General features: G+C 62.5%; 16 protein-coding genes and 1 pseudogene. 8 read left to right on the top strand and 9 right to left on the bottom strand.

Going from position 1 to position 17,203, the window contains the following annotated elements:
- Window positions 1-58: 58 nt before the first annotated feature.
- The gene (locus BFQ01_RS26500; RefSeq protein ID WP_027605815.1) at window positions 59-502 is read left to right on the top strand and encodes an Lrp/AsnC family transcriptional regulator; all 444 of its coding nucleotides are present in this window, start codon (window positions 59-61) and stop codon (window positions 500-502) included.
- 392 nt (window positions 503-894) lie between these two features.
- Here BFQ01_RS26500 and xylB read toward each other — a convergent pair whose 3' ends face one another.
- From xylB to BFQ01_RS26530, 6 genes and pseudogenes are all read right to left on the bottom strand, one after another.
- Window positions 895-2,355, bottom strand: a complete 1,461-nt coding sequence (xylB, locus tag BFQ01_RS26505; protein ID WP_065927567.1) for a xylulokinase — start codon at window positions 2,353-2,355, stop codon at window positions 895-897.
- Window positions 2,356-2,371: 16 nt separating this feature from the next.
- Complete coding sequence (locus tag BFQ01_RS26510; protein WP_065927568.1) at window positions 2,372-3,364, bottom strand: LacI family DNA-binding transcriptional regulator; 993 nt, start codon at window positions 3,362-3,364, stop codon at window positions 2,372-2,374.
- A gap of 21 nt (window positions 3,365-3,385) precedes the next feature.
- Window positions 3,386-4,318 carry an ABC transporter substrate-binding protein gene (locus BFQ01_RS26515; protein ID WP_065927569.1) on the bottom strand — a complete coding sequence of 311 codons (933 nt, stop codon included), beginning with the start codon at window positions 4,316-4,318 and terminating at the stop codon, window positions 3,386-3,388.
- Window positions 4,319-4,352: 34 nt separating this feature from the next.
- A complete protein-coding gene (locus BFQ01_RS26520) occupies window positions 4,353-5,330 on the bottom strand; it encodes an ABC transporter permease subunit (RefSeq protein ID WP_065927570.1) in 978 nt (325 codons plus the stop codon).
- Window positions 5,323-6,855: a sugar ABC transporter ATP-binding protein gene (locus BFQ01_RS26525; RefSeq protein WP_065927571.1), complete on the bottom strand. Its 1,533-nt coding sequence runs from the start codon at window positions 6,853-6,855 to the stop codon at window positions 5,323-5,325. The genes BFQ01_RS26520 and BFQ01_RS26525 overlap by 8 nt, the downstream gene beginning before the upstream one ends.
- A 211-nt stretch (window positions 6,856-7,066) precedes the next feature.
- A pseudogene (locus BFQ01_RS26530) lies at window positions 7,067-7,519 on the bottom strand (zinc-binding dehydrogenase); the annotation flags it as partial.
- A 234-nt stretch (window positions 7,520-7,753) separates the two neighbouring features.
- Here BFQ01_RS26530 and BFQ01_RS26535 point away from each other — a divergent pair.
- From BFQ01_RS26535 to BFQ01_RS26555, 5 genes are all read left to right on the top strand, one after another.
- Window positions 7,754-8,311, top strand: a complete 558-nt coding sequence (locus tag BFQ01_RS26535) for a GNAT family N-acetyltransferase (protein ID WP_065927572.1) — start codon at window positions 7,754-7,756, stop codon at window positions 8,309-8,311.
- 463 nt (window positions 8,312-8,774) lie between these two features.
- On the top strand, window positions 8,775-10,124 hold the full coding sequence (locus tag BFQ01_RS26540) for a sensor histidine kinase (protein WP_065927792.1): 1,350 nt from the start codon (window positions 8,775-8,777) through the stop codon (window positions 10,122-10,124).
- Window positions 10,109-10,495 carry a response regulator gene (locus BFQ01_RS26545; RefSeq protein WP_065927573.1) on the top strand — a complete coding sequence of 129 codons (387 nt, stop codon included), beginning with the start codon at window positions 10,109-10,111 and terminating at the stop codon, window positions 10,493-10,495. Before BFQ01_RS26540 ends, BFQ01_RS26545 begins: the two co-directional genes overlap by 16 nt.
- 9 nt (window positions 10,496-10,504) lie before the next feature.
- Window positions 10,505-11,749 carry an EAL domain-containing response regulator gene (locus tag BFQ01_RS26550; RefSeq protein ID WP_065927574.1) on the top strand — a complete coding sequence of 415 codons (1,245 nt, stop codon included), beginning with the start codon at window positions 10,505-10,507 and terminating at the stop codon, window positions 11,747-11,749.
- An 84-nt stretch (window positions 11,750-11,833) separates the two neighbouring features.
- Complete coding sequence (locus BFQ01_RS26555) at window positions 11,834-13,186, top strand: cation:proton antiporter (RefSeq protein WP_065927575.1); 1,353 nt, start codon at window positions 11,834-11,836, stop codon at window positions 13,184-13,186.
- Here BFQ01_RS26555 and BFQ01_RS33075 read toward each other — a convergent pair.
- From BFQ01_RS33075 to BFQ01_RS26565, 3 genes are all read right to left on the bottom strand, one after another.
- The gene (locus BFQ01_RS33075; RefSeq protein WP_256097785.1) at window positions 13,177-13,311 is read right to left on the bottom strand and encodes a hypothetical protein; all 135 of its coding nucleotides are present in this window, start codon (window positions 13,309-13,311) and stop codon (window positions 13,177-13,179) included. The genes BFQ01_RS26555 and BFQ01_RS33075 overlap by 10 nt on opposite strands.
- 11 nt (window positions 13,312-13,322) lie before the next feature.
- Window positions 13,323-13,535, bottom strand: a complete 213-nt coding sequence (locus BFQ01_RS26560; protein WP_065927576.1) for a hypothetical protein — start codon at window positions 13,533-13,535, stop codon at window positions 13,323-13,325.
- Window positions 13,536-13,608: 73 nt separating this feature from the next.
- A complete protein-coding gene (locus tag BFQ01_RS26565) occupies window positions 13,609-14,154 on the bottom strand; it encodes a hypothetical protein (RefSeq protein ID WP_027605795.1) in 546 nt (181 codons plus the stop codon).
- 611 nt (window positions 14,155-14,765) lie between these two features.
- Between BFQ01_RS26565 and BFQ01_RS26570 the strand changes: the two genes are divergently transcribed.
- Both BFQ01_RS26570 and BFQ01_RS26575 read left to right on the top strand, forming a co-directional pair.
- Complete coding sequence (locus BFQ01_RS26570) at window positions 14,766-16,175, top strand: circularly permuted type 2 ATP-grasp protein (RefSeq protein WP_065927577.1); 1,410 nt, start codon at window positions 14,766-14,768, stop codon at window positions 16,173-16,175.
- A 3-nt stretch (window positions 16,176-16,178) separates the two neighbouring features.
- Window positions 16,179-17,129, top strand: coding sequence for an alpha-E domain-containing protein (locus BFQ01_RS26575; protein WP_065927578.1), 951 nt, complete (start codon window positions 16,179-16,181; stop codon window positions 17,127-17,129).
- Window positions 17,130-17,203 lie beyond the last annotated feature (74 nt).

Genomic DNA, 17,203 nt, shown 5'->3' on the forward strand with positions numbered 1-17,203 from the left:
CTCCAGTGACTAAAAAAGGCAAAATCCCGCAATCACCTTTTCTTATTAGGCGAACACCATGATTGACACGATCGACCAGCAACTGATCGCCGCTTTGATGGATGACTCGCGGTTATCCCTCAAGGCCCTGGCGGGCATCACCGGGCTGTCCTCGCCCAGTGTGGGCGAACGCCTGCGCCGCCTGGAAGAACGCGGCGTGCTGACCCACTACACCGTCGACATCGACCCCAGGCACTTCGGCTACCTGCTGCAAGCCATCGTGCGCATCCGCCCCCTGCCCGGCAAATTGCAGGAGGTGGAGCGCCAGATCCAGGCGATCCCGGAGTTCACCGAATGCGACAAGGTCACCGGCGAAGACTGCTTTATCGCACGCCTGCACGTGCGCACCATGGACCATCTCGACAGCCTGCTGGATCGGATCAATGCCTATGCCGAAACCAACACCGCCATCGTCAAGAAAACCCCGGTGAAGCGACGTTTGCCGCCGCTGACCAACGACTGAACCGTAACACACCGATTCCTGTGGAGAGTGGGCCTGGTGTGGTGAGCAGGCTTCCTGTAGCAGGCGGGCTTGTTGTGGTGAGGTGGCAAGCAGGCCTGTTGTGGTGAGCGGGCTTGCTGTGGTGAGCGGGCTTGCCCCGCGCTGGGGCGCGAAGCGGCCCCTAAACCTGACTACTCACTATGCCTGGATAAACGCGGTGCCTTTATTGGGGCTGCTTCGCAGCCCAGCGCGGGGCAAGCCCGCTCACCACAACAAGCCACCTCACCACAACAAGCCTGCTTGCCACCTCACCACAACAAGCCACCTCACCACAACAAGCTCGCTCACCACAGCAAGCCCGTTCCCCACACAACAGGCCCGCTCACCATAACGGGCCCGCTCGCCACAGGAGCCTAGTCGTGAAGGGCCTTGGCGGCGGGCAGCAAACTTTGAAACTTGCGATAACGCGCCGCCAACACCGGCTGCTGCTTCAGGTCAGGTGTGTACCGGGCTTTGACCGGCATCCCCGCCGCGAGCAGCTCCGCCCCCTGCCCCATCGCCACAAACCCGAGCTTTGCCGCGCCAATACACGCGCTCAATTCACTGCCCTGCAAGGTGAAGATTTCCCGCTGCAGGATATTCGCCAGCAGCTGCGCCCAGTACTCACTGCGCGCACCGCCGCCCACCAGGGCGCAGGCTCCCACGTCGGCGCCGGTCGATTGCACCGCGCGCAACGCATCGAGCAAACCGAAACCCACCCCTTCCATCACCGCATAGCCCAGCATCGCCGGTGTGCAGTCGTGGCCCAGGTTCATGAAGCCGCCGCGCAGCAAAGGATCGTTGTGGGGTGTGCGTTCGCCGGCCAGGTACGGCAGGAACAACGGTGTCCCCAAAGGCACGTGCTGCTCAATCGGCAATTGCGCCTGCACCTGCTCCAGCAACGTTTGCTCATCGGCCATACCCGTCAGCCGTGTGACCCAGCGCAGGCAACTGGCGCCGGCGAGCATGGCGCCCATGGTGTACCAGCGGTTGGGCAGCGCGTGGCAGAAGCTGTGCACTGCACTGGCCGGGTTGCCTGCAGCGTGATCGGTGATCGCAACGATGGCCGCGCTGGTGCCAAGGGTAATGAAGCCATCACCGGCGTTGACCGCGCCGATGCCGACCGCCGCCACAGGGTTGTCACCGCCACCGCCGGCAATCACCACGTCAGCTGACAGGCCCAGTCCCGTGGCCGTCAACAACGCGCTCGCCGCACCACCCTCCACCAGCCTGGGCAATTGCCCGGGCGTAAGGCCTGTAGCGCGAACCATCGGGGTAAACCATGCCCGCCGCGCCACATCCAGCCACAACGTACCCGCCGCGTCGGACATCTCGCTGATGCGCTCGCCACTCAAACGCAAGCGCAGGTAATCCTTCGGCGACAGCACGCAATCAATCGCCTGGAACACCTCGGGCTCATGCCGTTGCAGCCACAGCAGTTTCGGCGCGGTCAGCCCGGCCATCGGCAGGCTGCCGGTGACGTCGGCGAAGCCGGGCCCCAGCTGTTCGGCTTCGGCCATTGCACGGGAGTCGTCCCACAGGATCGCCGGGTACAACACGCGGTTGTCCGCCCCCAGCAACACCGCGCCGTGCATCTGCCCCGACAGGCCGATACAGGCCACGCGGGTAAACGCCTCGTGTCCGCGCAGTTGCGCCAACGCCTGCAAGCAGGCTTGCCACCAGTCTTCCGGCGCCTGTTCAGACCAGCCGCTGTGCCGGCGCGACACGCTCAAGCGCACGCTGGCATGGGCCAGCACCGCGCCCGTGGCGTCCATGAGGATGGCTTTGAGTTCCGACGTGCCCAGGTCAATGCCCAGGGAAACAGGACTGTTCATGCGTGTGTTATTCCCATCAATGACAGCCACAGGAGTTACGTAACTGCAGGGTCGGTGCCAGGCGCACGCTCTGGGGCGCTGCGTCAGGCGACGCCATGCGTTGCAGCAACAGGTCGACCGCGCGGGCGCCAAGGGCCTTGACCGGCTGTGCGATCAGGCTCAAGCGCGGCACGAAAAAATCCGCCCAGTCAAAATCATCAAACCCCACCAGGGCCATTTGTCTCGGCACTTCAAGCTGCGCGTCACGCAAGGCGTGCATCGCGCCGAGGGTCATCAGGTTATTGCCGGTCATGATCGCCGTGGGTGGCGAAGCCAGGCCCAGCAACTGCGCCGTGACCTGGCGCGCCGGTTCGGTGTTGGAGCCACCGTTGACCAGCAACTGCGGATCGAAGGCCAGCCCCGCCGCGTGCAACGCCGCGCAGTAACCCGCCACCCGCTCATCTGTGGTGCTGAACCCCGTGCGCCCGGCGATAAAACCGATGCGGCGGTGCCCGTGCCCGATCAGGTGCTCAATCAGGGCCTGGGTGGCCTGGGCATTCTCCACCCCGACCTGGTCAAACTGCTCGCTCATCATGCGGTCCACCAACACCGCCGGAATCTCGTTGGCGCGCATGTACTCCAGGGCCATCGAACCGTTCGAAGGCGCCAGCACAATACCGTCGACCCGCCGGTGATGCAGCGCCGTGACGACCCGCAGCTCCTGCTCCGGGTCGTCGTGGGTGTCGACAAACAGCATCATGTAGCCGTGCTTGGCGCACTCGGTTTCAATCGCGTGCACCGTCTCGCTGAAGTAATGGTTGGACAGCGCCGAGATCGCCACGCCAATCGTGTTGGTACTCGACCGCGCCAGCGAACGCGCCAGGGTGTTGGGGATATACCCCAGCGCCTGGATCGCCCGCTGCACCGCCAGCACCGTGGCCGGGCTGACCTTGCGGGTGCCGTTCAACACGTGTGACACGGTCGACGTCGACACCCCCGCCCTGCTTGCCACGTCATCCATGGTCACCACGACGCTGTTCCTCTCAGGCTATCAGTGTTTACTCGACCAGCCGCTGTACGTACCGACGTTGTCGCGGGTGATCAGTTTTGGCGTGAGCAGGGTCACCGCTTCGGCCGGGGCTTTGTCATTGAGCAGGTCATTGCCGACATTCACCGCCGTCTGCGCCATGGCCCATGGGTCCTGGCTGGCTGACGCCTGGATCTGGGTATCGGTCTTCAGCGCGTTCTCGATATCCGGCGCGCCATCCACCGAGGTAATGATGATGCCGCTGCGCTTGAGCTGCTTGGCCGCCAGGTCGCTGCCGATGGCTTGGGGGTCGTTGATCGCAAACAGGCCGTCGATTTTCGGGAAGCGCGTGAGGTAGCCTTGCATCACGTTCAGGCCGCCTTCGCGGGAGCCTTTGCCGTCCTGGTCGTCGGACAGCACCTTGATGTCCGGCGCGCCGGCCAATGCGGCTTTACAGCCTTTGACGCGGTCGGTCACGGCGGTGACTTGCGGGCCGTTCTGGATAATCACGTTGCCCTTGCCGGCAAGCTTGTCCACCAGGTATTGGCAGGCCAGTTTGCCGGCTTCGACGTTGTCGGTCTGCACGGTGGCATTCACACCCTTGGCGTCCACATCCACCGCCACCACGACGATGCCGGCATCCCGGGCTTTCTTGATCGCCGAGGCCATGGCCGAAGGGTCGACGGCGTTGATCAGAATCAGGTCGACCTTGGACGAGATAAAGTTATCGATCTGCGAGAACTGCTTGCTCAAGTCGTAGTCGGCGGACACCGAGGTGACCTTGACGTTGGGGTTCAGCTCCTTGGCCCGGGCCGTGGCGCCATCGGCCAGGGTCACGAAATACGGGTTGCCGAGCGAGCCCATGCTGATGCCCAGGGCCTTGAGTTCGCGGGCCTCTGCGGCTTGGGACATCAGGGCAGCCAAGGCAATGACGGGAAACATGCGTTGAAGGTTCATGCGGGTCTCTCTTGTGATTGTTATGGGAGTGAAATCAGGTCCGTGCACCGGACTGGCGGTAGCGATCCAGCGCGACCGCGCCGATGATCACAATGCCCTTGATGATGTATTGCCAGATGTCCGACACCCCCAGCAGCACCAGGCCGTTGGTGAGCACCGCGATAATCAGCGCGCCGATCAGCGTGCCGCCGATGGTGCCGACGCCGCCGGTAAAGCTGGTGCCGCCGAGGATCACCGCGGCAATCGCATCCAGCTCGTAGGATTGCCCCAGTTGCAGGCCGTTGGCGGCGAACAGGCGCGAGGCGCTCATCACCGCACCCAGACCGGCCAAGGCGCCGGACATGGCGTAGACGAACAGCAGCACCTTCCACACCTTGATCCCGGAGAGTCGCGCCGCTTCGGGGTTGCCGCCCACCGAATAGATCTGTACGCCCATCACCGTGCGGCGCAGGATGAACCACGACAGCGCCACCACCGCCACGGCGATCACCACCAGCCAGGGCACGCCGAGGATCGAGTCGTTGCCGATAAAGGCAAACGGCAGGTCGGGGTTGAAGACGGTCTTGTCATCCGCCAGCAGACGCGCCAGGCCGCGCATGGCGGTGAGTGCGCCAAGGGTGACGATAAACGGCGGCAGGCGCATGAAGGCAATCAACCCACCGTTGACCAGGCCCAGCAGCAGGCCGAAGCCGATACCGGCCGCAATCCCGAACATGCCGAACTGCGGCGACATCGACGCCTGCAGCGCCACCACGGCCGACGCCGCCAGGATCGCGCCCACCGACAGGTCGATCCCCGCCGTGAGGATCACAAAGGTCATGCCCGCCGCCAGCACCACGTTGACCGAGGCCTGCTGGGTGATGATCGACAGGTTTTGCATGGTCAGGAAGTTCTCGCTGGTCATGGCGAAGCCCACCAGCAACAAAATCAGCACCGGCAACATACCGACCGTGCGCATCAGTTCGCGGGCACGTTCGGCCTTGCCTGTTGTTGCAATCATTGAATCAGCCATGGGCAACCACCTGATCGCCACCGGTGGCGAGGTCAATAATACGTTCCTGGGAGATGACGTGACCGGAGGCCCCGCCGACTTCGGCCACCAACTGGCCTTCGCGCATGATCAGCACCCGGTCGCAGGTACCGATGATTTCCGGCAGCTCGCTGGAGATCACCACGATGCCCACGCCGGCCTGCGCCAGTTGATTGATGATGCGGTAGATCTCGGATTTGGAGCCGATGTCCACGCCGCGTGTGGGTTCGTCGAGGATCAGCACGTGCGGCTTGACCTCCAGCAGTCGCGCCAGCAAGACCTTCTGCTGGTTGCCGCCGGACAGCGTGCCGACATTGACCTTGCCCGACGCCACGCGAATCGACAGCGACTTGATCGCGTCATTCGAGCGTTGCGCGGCGTGAGCCCGGTCAAGCACGCCACCGGCACGGGCATCCGGCACACAGGCGCAGACGTTGATGTTGTCGGCCACGCTCATGTCCAGGAACAGGCCCTGGGCCTTGCGGTCTTCGGTGAGGTACACCACGCCGGCACGAATCGCATCCGCCGGGTTGCGCAGTTGGGTCACGGTCTTGCCCACCACTTCCAGGGTGCCGCTGGTGCGCGGATCGGCGGCGAAGATCAGCCGCGCCAACTCGGTGCGCCCTGCCCCGACCAGCCCCGCGATACCCAGCACTTCACCGGCATGCAGGTCGAAACTGCAATTACGCACGCGCTTGCCATCGGCCATGTCACGCACACGCATCACCACCGCACCGGGGTCGTAGGCGGCGTGTTCCTTCTTGTAGAAACCGGACAGATCGCGGCCCACCATCATCTTCACGAGGACTTCGGCCGACAGCGCGTCGCGGCTCAGTTCGCCGATGTATTGGCCGTCGCGCAGCACCGAGACACGGTCCGACAGTTCATAGATCTCGGCCATGCGATGACTGATGTAGATGATCGCCAGGCCCTGGCTGCGCAATTGCTTGATCAGCGCAAACAGGCGGTCGGTCTCGCGCGACGACAGCGGCGTGGTCGGTTCGTCCATCACCAGGATCCTGGCATGGGCGTGCAAGGCCCGGGCGATTTCCACCAGCTGACGCTCGGCAATCGACAGGCTGCTGACCTGGGTGGCCGGGGTGAATTCGGCGCCCAGACGCTGCAGCACTTCGACGCAACCGGCTTGCATGCCCTTGCGGTCGATGGTCCAGCCACGGCGCAGTTCGCGGCCCAGGTAGATGTTCTCGGCCACGCTCAGGTTCGGGCACAGGCTCAATTCCTGGTAGATCACGGCGATGCCGAGGGCTTTGGCGGTGGCGGGGGTAAAGGTGGCGACGGCCTGGCCGGCCATGCGGATTTCACCGCCGGGATCGGCCTGGTAAGCGCCGGAGAGGATTTTCATCAGGGTCGATTTGCCGGCGCCGTTCTCCCCCATCAAGGCGTGGATTTCGCCGGGGTAGACCTTCAGGCCGACATTCTTGAGCACGCGCAAACCGTTGAAGGTTTTGCTGATGCCCTGCATCTCAAGCAAGGGTTCAAGGCTCATCAATGAGCTCCTGGTTTTATTATTTTTGTCGTTCAGCCCTCTTTGATCAGAGCCGATTGCCACCGACTCTAATCAGATACATTTACTTACGCAAGCGCTTGCGCAGCCCGTTTGTCGCTAGAAGAAACGTTTCATCAAGCGCATAAAGTGCAATTTTGGCATTTCTAACGTTTTGGCAGCCTGCGCACCAGGGTGTTCTGCGCGCAGGCTTTCAAGGCGTAATCGCGACTTTCATCACCCCATCGCGCTGATGGGCGAACAGTTCATAGGCCGCCTCGATGTCGTCGAGCTTGAAGCGGTGGGTCACCAGCGGCGACAGGTCCACCCCGCCGCTGGCGACCACCGCCATCAAGCGACGCATGCGTTCCTTGCCGCCGGGGCACAGGGTCGAGACGATGCTGTAATCCCCCAGGCCTGCGCCAAACGCGTCATAGGGGATGCGCAAGTCGCTGGAGTACACCCCAAGGCTGGACAAGCGGCCACCGGGACGCAGCACGCGCAAGGCCGATTCGAAGGTGCCTTGGGTGCCCAACGCCTCGATCGCCACATCCACGCCACGCCCGTGGGTCAGGGCCATGATCTGCTCGACCACGTTGCCTTGCTTGAAGTCGACGATATGGGTCGCGCCCAGGCCACGGGCGACGCCCATGCGTTCGCTGACGCCGGCTCTCATGGTTGCCATGGTGTGACCTCCTGCTGGGCATGTGGGGTGGGACCAGACTGCGCCGCGACGGCGGGCCGAACGTTGATCATGGTCAACCCTTTGCCGATGCACATGACCGAACGTCGCCTGCCCTGCCCGGCGGCCAGGCGTCTTGATGCAGATCAATGGCGCCCCTGCCCCCAGGGGCATGATCGAAAGGCACTGTTGCCCGATGCTGACCGCCAGGAGCCCACCATGCCTACCCTCGAAGCACGCAACCAGCAGGCCGCCCTCGCCTACGCAGCGCAACCGAGACCCCACTGGATCGATCAGCTCGACGATGGCCGTCATGTGCTGGTGCGCCCCCTCGGCGCCGACGACCGTGAACGGGAATACAACTTCATCAAGGGCCTGTCCCGTGAATCGCGGCACGCGCGCTTCCTGGGGGAAATCAACGAGCCCGGCAAGACCCTGATGGACCAATTGATGGATGTCGATAACCAGCGACGCCTGGCCTTTATCGCCCTGGTGCACGACAACGGCCAGTTGATCGAAATCGGCGTGGCCCGCTATGCAGAGGCCAGGACGGATGAATGCGAATGCGCGGTCACCGTGGCCGATGCCTGGCAGCACCTGGGCCTGGGGCGCCTTTTGATGCAGCACCTGATGACGGCGGCCCGCGCCAATGGCTTCAAACGCATGTACACGGTCGACGCGGCAACCAATGCGCCGTTGCGCGAGTTGAACAAGGCCTTGGGATTCCACAGCGTCATCGACCCGGATGACCATGGGTATATACACAACTTCCAGTGAATACGGAATCTATGGCAATTAGGCTTCTGTGGTGAGCGGGCTTGCCCCGCGCTGGGCTGCGAAGCAGCCCCAAAACCTTCACCTCGATTGATTCTGGCACTCTGCGGTGACCTTATTGGGGCCGCTTCGCAGCCCAGCGCGGGCGGTGCGACGATTCGACAAGCCCGCTCACCACAGAGTTATGTGTCAGCCTTTAAGAGTTGTGTAGATACCTATGCCCGGATGACAGCACCCAGGTCATCAGCAGCGTGATGCTCTAAGCCGCGCCGCCCGGTAACAGGGCGACCCGCCGCCCTGTGTCGGCGTACACTCGTTTGAGTGCATCCATACCGTAGTGCGGGCAGTATCTGCTATTGTCCGGGGACCTCATCTCCTCCTCATCGCGTCCACGCGATTTTCTGTGAGCATGCTCTGCGGCCCTGTCATCGACACGGCCGGGCCGATCTGCCTGGAAAACACCGCCATGGACAAACCCGTCACTGGACCACCGCTTGAAGCCCAATCACGGGCTGAAAAAATCGTCGAATTCAAACGCCAGAAAAACCTGCTGAAAACCGGTGCCCTGCAAGACGCAATCTTCAACAGCGCCTATTTCTCCAGCATCGCCACCGATGAAAAGGGCGTGATCCAGATCTTCAATGTCGGCGCCGAACGCATGCTCGGCTATGCCGCCGACGATGTCCTCAACCGCATTACCCCCGCCGACATCTCCGACCCCGCCGAACTGATCACCCGCGCCGCCGCCCTCAGCCTGGAGCTGGACACGCCGATCACGCCGGGCTTCGAAGCGCTGGTGTTCAAGGCGTCCCGCGGCATCGAGGATATTTACGAGCTGACCTATATTCGCAAGGACGGCAGCCGCCTGTCGGCCATGGTCTCGGTGACGGCGCTGCGCAACCGGCATGACACCATCATCGGTTACCTGCTGATCGGCACCGACAACACCGCACGCAAACAGGAAGAAGCCGAGCGTAAAGGCTTTGAGCGCGCGCTGGAGGAAAAGAACCTGGAGCTGGAACATGCCAGCCATATGAAGTCCGAGTTCCTCGCCACCATGTCCCACGAATTGCGCACACCATTGAATGCGGTGATCGGTTTTTCCGAGGCGTTGAAGGACGGGCTGGTGGGCGACATGAGTGAGACCCAGCGCGAATACATCGGCGACATCTTCACCAGCGGCCAGCACCTGTTGTCGCTGATCAACGACATTCTCGACCTGTCCAAGGTCGAAGCCGGGATGATGGACCTGGAGCTGGAAGCCGTGGAGCTGGAGGGCCTGCTGTCCAACAGCCTGTTGATCGTGCGCGAAAAAGCCGCCCTGCAACGCATCCAGTTGAAGCTCGAAAGCCAGGGCGACTTCGGCACACTGGCCCTGGACCTGCGCAAGACCAAGCAGATCATCTACAACCTGCTGGCCAATGCGGTGAAATTCAGCGCCCACGGCAGTACCGTGACCCTGGCGGTGCGCCAAGTGGCCCGCGCACAGGTCGGGCGAGTGCCCGGCGATTGGCCGATGCACGGGTTTGCCCTGCAACCCAGCGCCCACCAGCAGTTCCTCGAATTGAGCGTCAGCGACACCGGTATCGGTATTGCCGAGGACGACATGGGCAAGCTGTTCAAGGCCTTCAGCCAGATCGACAGCAGCCTGGCGCGCAAATTCGAAGGCACTGGCCTGGGCTTGGCGATGGTCAAGCAACTGGTCGACCTGCACGGTGGCAGTGTCGCGGTGGCCAGCCGTGAAGGCCAGGGCGCTCGCTTTGTGGTGTGGCTGCCACTCCACCGCGGCACGGAGGCGCAATGGCCCATATCCTGATCGTCGAAGACAACCAGGCCAATATGCGCCTGGCCCGGCTGCTGCTGGTCAACGCCGGCCACACGGTGGTGTGGGCCGCCGACGCCGAGAGCGGCCTGACCCTGGCCCGCGAAGCCCAACCGGCGTTGATCCTGATGGACATCCAGCTGCCGGGCATGGATGGCCTGGCCGCTACCGCGCTGCTCAAGCAGGACCCGCACACCGCCCATATCCCGGTGATTGCCCTCACCGCGATGGCCATGAAGGAAGACCGTGAAAAGACCCGGTTGGCCGGTTGCGATGCCTACATCAGCAAGCCGTTGCGCTACAAAGAGCTGTACCAGGTGATCGACACGCTGTTGCACCACCCCCCCCTCTCACCCCTCAGATGAGTCCTCTCCATGGCCAGCCAACCCGCAACGCTGTTGATCGTTGATGACGAACCCCAGGTTCGCAAGCTGCTGGAAACCCTGTTGCAACACGAGGGCTACCAGACCCTCACGGCGGCCAGCGGCGAAGAAGCCTTGCAACTGGTGGCCAAACAGCCACCTGACCTGATCCTGCTGGACATCATGATGCCAGGCATGGACGGCTACGAAGTGGCCAGCCAGCTCAAGGGCGACGCAGCCACGGCGAGTATTCCGATCATCATGCTGTCGGCCCTCAGCGAGTCAAGTGCACGGGTCAGTGGCCTGGAAACCGGTGCCGAAGAGTTCATCAGCAAGCCGGTGGAACGGGTCGAGTTGTGGCTGCGGGTGCGCAACCTGCTGCGGCTCAAGAGCCATGGCGATCAACTCAAGCGCCATAGTCAGTTGCTTGAGCAGCAACTGCGCCAACATGCCGGTGACAGCACGCGCATGAACGTGCACGACCTGGCCCGCCAGGACCTGGAAAACGCCCTGCGCCAGGCCGTGGAGCACGATGAGTTCACCCTGCACTACCAGCCAAAAGTCGCTTTGGCCGACGGGCAGATCTGCGCCCTGGAGGCACTGCTGCGTTGGGAGCGCCCAGGCTACGGTGCGGTATCGCCGGCGGTGTTCGTGCCCGTTCTGGAAAGCCTGGGTTTGATCGTGGAGGTAGGGCGCTGGGTGATCCGCAGCGTGTGCCAGCAGATTGCGACGTGGCAGCGCAGCGCGATTGGCGCCGTCGAGGTGTCGGTGAACGTCTCCGGCCATCAGTTGATCGAGGGCGACCTGATTGCCGATATCGCGCGTATTCTCACTGAGACCGGCGTCGAACCCCATTGGCTGGAAGTGGAACTGACCGAAGGCTCGCTGATGGAGAATACCCAGCACACCATCGCCAGCCTGCAACGCCTGCACGCCATGGGCGTGAAGATCTCCATTGACGACTTCGGCACCGGCTATTCGAGCCTGGCCTACCTGCGACGCTTCCCCATCGACACGCTGAAGATCGACATTGCGTTTATCCGCGAGGTCACCAGCAACCCCCAGGATGCCGCGATCACCCGTACCATTATCGAGTTGGCCCATAGCCTGAACCTGCGGGTGGTGGCCGAAGGTGTGGAAACCCAGGCGCAATTGGCGTTCCTCAAGGAGGCCGGCTGCGATCAGATCCAGGGCTACCTGTTCAGCCGGCCGCTGCCTACTGAAGACCTGGAGCGCCTGCTGATCAATCGCCAATGAATTCAAGGCGACGCAATCACATTGAACCTGCAGTCAGCGACACGCCTCGAACGTGAATAGACCACGGCCCTGGACACCCTCCCGATGACTTTTATTCTATGGATGGCCGTCCTCGGTGCAGTGCTGCTGACCCTTGCCCTCACCTCCTCTTACCTGCGCTGGATGCCGGTGACCACCTCGGCGGTGTGCCTGTTGCTGGGCGTGGGCATCGGCCCCCTCGGCGTGGACCTGCTGCACCTGGACATCAAGCAGTCTGCGCGCTGGATGGAGCACCTCACGGAAGTCGCGGTGCTGTTTTCACTGTTCGTCAGCGGGCTCAAACTGCGCCTGCCCCTGGGCCATCGCACCTGGCGCATCGCGTTCGGCATGGCCGGGCCGGTCATGCTGTTGACCATCCTCGGCAGCTGCCTGGCGCTGCATTACGTGTTTGAACTGTCGTGGGGGGTGTCGCTGCTGGTGGGTGCCATTCTCGCGCCGACCGACCCGGTGCTGGCGGGGCTGGTGCAGGTCAATAATGCACAGGATTACGATGCGCTGCGCTTCGGTTTGTCCGGAGAAGCCGGGTTGAACGATGGCACGGCCTTTCCCTTTGTGATTTTTGCCTTGGTCTTCATGCAGCACGGCGGCTTTGACGGTGACTGGCTAGGCGGTTGGGCGTTGAAGAACCTGTTATGGGCGGTGCCGGCAGGGCTGTTGATCGGCTACTGGATGGGCCGGGGCATTGGCCGCACGACCCTGTGGCTACGCGTCAACAACAGTGATAGTACGCTCTCCCCCAATGACTACCTGACCCTCGCCCTGATCGCCCTGGCCTACGTGGTGGCCGAAGCGGTGGGGGGTTACGGCTTTCTGTCCGTATTCGCCGCCGGGCTCGGGCTGCGTCAGGCAGAGTTCAGGTCAACCGGCAACTCCCACACGCCCTCGGAGCATTTGGCGCTGCCGGTGGTGGGTCATCTTGAGGTGGAACCGGAGCACGCTCTGCAAGGGGATGTGAGCGAGTTGGCCGAGACCCAGATCGCCGCCGGCGTAATGATGGGCGACATGCTCTCGTTCGGCAGCCTGGTGGAGCGCTCGATGGAAGTGTTCCTGGTCACGGTGCTCGGCATCGTGCTGGCCAGTCATTGGGATTGGCGGGCATTGCCGTTGGCGGCGTTGCTGTTCTGCGTGATTCGACCGGTCAGTGTGTTTGCAATGCCCTGGGGTCGCCTGGTCGATCGCCAGCAGCGCGGGCTGATGGGCTGGTTCGGGATTCGCGGAATCGGCAGCATCTACTACCTGTTCTACGCGCTCAACCATGGCCTTGTCGGCACCAGCAGCGCGGTGGCGGTGAACCTGACGTTGTCAGTGATCGCCTTGAGCATCGTCGTTCATGGCTTGAGTACCCAGCCGATGCTCGCGTGGTATGAACGACGTGCCCAGGCGAAAGCTCAGTCCTGACGCTCGGTATTGCCCACATCCGCCGCGTCATCCAGATCATTGAGCGGTACTTCTGCATCATCCATCAGGGAACCCGGGTCTTCATTGCCCGGATCGTTGAGCTCTTCTTCCAGTTCTTTGGACATGACCGTCTCCTCTAACCGCCTTGGGTGTCGATATCGGCATCGGTTTCAGGCTTGGGCTCGCGCTCAGGCTTGAAGTCTGGACTGTAGTCGTTTTCCCTGGCCTTGGGGTCGGCGGCGGGTTTCGGGTCTTTCGGGGCATCGGCCGCCGTGCCTGGGGCCGGTTCGCCGCCGTCGATTGCCGGGTCGTTACGGTTGCTGGTCTGGGGGTCTTTGTCTGTGCTCATGGGTCACCTCTTTGGAAAAAACGCAGACTGCGTAAAGGTAAGGTCCCGTGCGGGCCGCTGAAGTTCCAACTGCTTAAGAGCCCGGGTTATCCACCTGGATATAAAACGCGTACGCCCCCAGCAACACCCAGAACACCATGAACAGCCACGGCGCACGCATGGAGAACAGCAGCGACTTGCGATAGCCCTTATGGGAGGACTCCATTTCGGAAAACAGCGGCGACTCATCGTAGGCCATGCCCATCACCGGCTCGCTGCGCAGCAGTTCGCTCTGCTTGTAGTGCCAGTGATCGATGATTTCGTACGCGGCGCGGATCCCCGGCCAGGCATTCAGGGAACTGAGTATGCCGAGCAGCGTCAGGAACACCGGCACCACCAGGGTGAACAACTTGCCCCACTCGGGGTTGAGGTTGCCCATGCCGGAGACAAAGGCAATCACCAGAAACGACTGCGCCGTCAGGTAAGCATCGGTGCGGTTGGCGAGGATGGTGGTTTCGTATTGGATTTCGCGACGGTAGAAGTCCAGGCGGTCCTTGGGCGAGCCAAAGATCTTGGCGTTGTGCTCGCTGTGGTCGGCCAGGTTCGCTTCCGGGGTGTCGGGTGAAATGATTCTGGGCACATCCGTGCTCCCTGCTGGGCTCAAACCCCTTAGAAGAATCGGGCTATGGCGAAGTTCAAGTTTGTTGTTGCACCATCGCGGTGCGCAAACCGCTCCCTTATGGTGAGCAGCCTTGTCATGGCCTGCTTTTTTTGTGGTGAGCGGGCTTGTTGTAGTGAGTGGGCTTACTGTGGTGAGTGGGCTTGCCCCGCGTTGGAGTGCGAAGCGCTCCCAAGTTTTTTTGGGCCGCTGCGCAGCCCAACGCGGGGCAAGCCCGCTCACCACCGCGGTCCGGCTCCCCCCAGCAGTCCAGCTCACCACAACAGTCCCACTCCCCCCAGCAGTCCAGCTCACCACAACAGTCCCACTCACCCCAGAAGCCTGGTAACCACAGAAGGCCCGCTCACCACAATGGGAAATCAGCGCGGGATGCCCATTCCGGCACACGCATTGCTTTATCCATTCATCTGCCCGAATACAGGAACATTCGTTACCCCCCGACCCAGAGCCGACCCCATAAGAAAGTAAGGACCAGGCCCGGTGGCACCATCAGCCACGGGCTCATAAAAAAATGCGTTTTTTAAAGCGGCAGTGCCACCCCATGCGTCCCTCGGCACTGACAAGGTACTGGAATGGCTCGATCTTTCTTCGATGAAATGAATGACGCAAACGGCGTGTGCCGTGCGCACTATCAGGACTTCTCCCGCTGGCTGGCCAACACGCCGCCGGAATTGCTGGCCCAGCGTCGTCGCGAAGCCGATTTGCTGTTCCATCGCGCGGGAATCACCTTCACCCTCTATGGCGACGAGCAGGACACCGAGCGCCTGATCCCCTTCGACATCATCCCCCGCAGCATCCCCGCCAGCGAATGGAGCGTGATCGAACGCGGCTGTATCCAGCGGGTCAATGCGCTGAACATGTTCCTCGCCGACATCTACCACGACCAGCGCATCATCAAGGCCGGGATCATTCCGGCCGACCAGGTGCTGGGCAATGAGGGTTACCAGAAGGCAATGGTCGGCCTGGACCTGCACCGCGATATTTATTCCCACATCTCGGGGGTGGACCTGGTACGCGACGGCGATGGCACCTACTACGTCCTCGAAGACAACCTGCGCACCCCCAGCGGCGTGAGCTACATGCTCGAAGACCGCAAGATGATGATGCGCCTGTTCCCGGAAGTGTTCGCCAAGCAGCGTATCGCGCCGGTGGACCACTACCCCAACCTGCTGCTCAAGACCCTGAAAAGCGCCAGCCGGCTGGACAACCCCAACGTCGTGGTGCTGACCCCTGGCCGCTTCAACAGCGCGTTCTTCGAACATGCGTTCCTGGCGCGGGAAATGGGCGTGGAACTGGTCGAAGGCGCCGACCTGTTCGTGCACGACCTCAAGGTGTTCATGCGCACCACCGATGGCCCCAAGGCGGTGGATGTGATCTATCGGCGCATCGACGACGCGTTTCTCGACCCCCTGGCGTTCAACCCGGACTCGATGCTCGGCGTGCCTGGCCTGGTCGCGGCGTATTGCGCCGGCAACGTGGTGCTGGCCAACGCTATCGGCACCGGTGTGGCCGACGACAAGTCAATCTACCCCTACGTGCCGGAAATGATCCGCTTCTACTTGGACGAAGAACCGGTGCTGCAGAACGTACCGACGTTCCAGTGCCGCAAACCCGATGAACTGTCCCACGTACTGGCCCACTTGCCGGAACTGGTGGTCAAGGAAACCCAGGGCTCCGGCGGCTACGGCATGCTGGTCGGCCCAGCGGCCACGGCGGCCGAGATCGAAGATTTCCGCCAACGCATCAAAGCCCGCCCCCATGCGTATATCGCCCAACCGACCCTGAGCCTGTCCACCTGCCCCACCTTTGTCGAAAACGGCATCGCCCCCCGGCATATCGACCTGCGGCCCTTCGTGCTCTCGGGCAAGGAAACCCGTCTCGTGCCGGGTGGCCTCACACGGGTGGCACTGCGTGAAGGCTCATTGATCGTGAACTCGTCGCAAGGCGGCGGAACCAAGGACACCTGGGTGGTGGAGGGCTGAATCATGTTGAGTAGAACCGCCGCAGATCTGTACTGGATGTCCCGCTACCTGGAGCGCGCCGAGAACCTGGCGCGCATGCTGGAAGTCAGTTATTCGCTGTCGCTGATGCCCCAGGCCGGGCGTAGCGATGGCCTGGACGAACTGGCGATGTCGTTGCTCAGCAGCGGCACCCTGGACAGTTACCTGGAGTGCCACCAAACCCTGGATGCCGAGCGCATGCTGCACTTCTTCGCCCTCGACGAAGAAAACCCCGCCAGCATCTACAACTGCCTGCGCGCCGCCCGTGGCAACGCCCACGCCGTGCGCGGGCGCATCACCGCCGACATGTGGGAAAACCTCAACGCCACCTGGCTGGAAATGCGCAGCATCGCCGCCGGCGGCCTGGCGCGACACGGTATCAGCCACTTCTGTGACTGGGTCAAGCAGCGTTCGCACCTGTTTCGCGGGGCCACATCCGGCACCATCATGCGTAACGACGCCTATCGGTTTATCCGCCTGGGCACCTTCGTCGAGCGCGCCGACAACACCTTGCGCCTGCTGGACGCACGCTACGAGATGTTCGGCGAAGAGTCGGAAGAAGTCAGCGACTTGTCGGCACGCGGCTATTACCAGTGGAGCGCCCTGCTCCGCGCGCTGTCGTCGTTCGAGGCGTATACGGAGCTGTATCCGAATGCGCTGAATGCGCGGTCGGTGTCGGAGTTGCTGTTATTACGCAGTGACGTGCCGCGTTCGTTGCACGCGTGCATCGAGGAACTGAGCCATATCCTCGCGGACCTGCCTGGCAGTTATGGGCGCACGGCGCAGCGTCTGGCGGCGGAGTTTGAGGCGCGGCTAAGGTATACGGGGATTGATGAGATATTGGAGGATGGGTTGCACAGTCGGTTGACGGAGTTTATTGAGACCGTGCGGGAGTTGGCGGGGGCGGTTCATAGTTCTTATTTGGAGGTGGTTTGATTATTGTGTCCACTCACATGGGAATGTATCCGACCGCTCAAGAGCGGGAGCAGAGGGTGTAGTCGGCATTCCCA

Source organism: Pseudomonas sp. 8 R 14 (genome assembly GCF_900005955.1).
Classification (GTDB): domain Bacteria; phylum Pseudomonadota; class Gammaproteobacteria; order Pseudomonadales; family Pseudomonadaceae; genus Aquipseudomonas; species Aquipseudomonas marginalis.